General features: G+C 74.3%; 2 protein-coding genes. Both read right to left on the reverse strand.

Translation table 11 applies throughout. The features are described 5' to 3' along the window. Window positions 1–24: 24 nt before the first annotated feature. Entirely contained in the window at window positions 25–282 is a 258-nt protein-coding gene (locus tag SSBG_RS04860) for a hypothetical protein (RefSeq protein WP_008745103.1), read from the reverse strand. Between the two features lie 193 nt (window positions 283–475). After that, on the reverse strand, window positions 476–1,234 hold the full coding sequence (locus SSBG_RS04865; RefSeq protein WP_008745104.1) for a DUF4239 domain-containing protein: 759 nt from the start codon (window positions 1,232–1,234) through the stop codon (window positions 476–478). Window positions 1,235–1,307: the final 73 nt, after the last annotated feature.

Raw genomic sequence — 1,307 nt, forward strand, 5'->3', positions numbered from 1 at the left:
CCCGGCTCGGGACCGGGCTCAGGCTCAGGCGGCGCGACGTTCCTCGGCACGCTCGCGCCCCGCCGTGCCCCTCGCGTCGGCGGCCGCCGGGGCCACGTCCGTGTCGCGCACGACGCGGAGGTGACGCGTGCGGTGCGCGGTCTCCGGCACGCTTCGCTCCCGGCGCGTGCGGCGTCGGCCCGGCGAGGAACCGGCGGAGGACCCCATCCAGTCCTCCACCCGGTCCATCGCGAAGAGCAGGACGGCGGCGAGCGGCAGCAGCAGGCACGCGACGAACAACACGGTGGAGCTCCCTCGAAGACGACTCCGTGCGGGCGCCCTCGCACGCGCGGACTATCGGACGATCAGGTCAAGGTCCGATAACACCGCGCGCCACCGCAAACCGCCCGGCCGCCGGGCCCCTCGTGTCGCGAGGCCGGCGCGCCGCCGGGGTCCGACGCGCCGCCGGCCGCCGCGCTGCCGGGCCCCCCGCCGTTCAGCCGCCCGTCGCGTACAACTCCATGAGCGGTTGCGCCGAGTCGAGCCCGTCGCGCCCGAACGGCGCGTCGAAGCTCCACACGAGGAAGAGCAGGAAGACGACGAGCGCGCTGAACGTCGTGGCGAGCACGACCTCGCGGGTGGTGCGGCGGATCTGGAGCGTGTAGAGCAGGCCGAGGGTCACGGCCCCGCCCGCGATGAGGCCGAACCACACGCTGCCCGGGAGCGTGGACCCGGCGGACTCGATGCGCTGGTGACGTGCGTCGTCGGCGGCGGCGACCTGGTCGAGGAGCGGCTGGTAGGCCTGGGCCTGGAGTTCGTCGGCGGGCTCGCGGTGGGCGAGGTCGGAGCGGACCGTGGCGAGCAGCGCCGCGCCCTTCGCGTCCGGTTCGCGCCCGGCCTCCATGTCCGGCCATTCGGTGGTGACGGTGTGCCGCGCGTAGGCGTCGATGTGATCGCGCACCTGCTCGCGGAACGCGGCCGGGTAGACGTCGAGGCGCTGGTTGATCTCGTAGAGCGACTGCGCCTCGCGCTGGACGGTGTCGTCGGCGGCCTGGCGGGCCTCCCAGACACCGGCGATGGCGAGGCCGAGGACGATGGCGTAGACGACGCCCACCATCATCACCATGTACTCCAGGACGTCGGGCGTCTCGGAGGTGTCCTCGTCGGTGACGCGCCGCTGCCGGAGCGCGGCGGCGCCGACGACGAGCGCGCAGACGAGCACGGAGGCGAGGGTGTAGATGAGCCATTGGGGCACAGCGAGCCTCCTGGGGCAGGCCGGGGAAGACAGCGGAACGGGGCGGACGGGCCGGTCCGGGGATACGGACCGG

The sequence above is a fragment of the Streptomyces sp. SPB074 genome, from assembly GCF_000154905.1.
Taxonomy (GTDB): Bacteria; Actinomycetota; Actinomycetes; order Streptomycetales; family Streptomycetaceae; genus Streptomyces.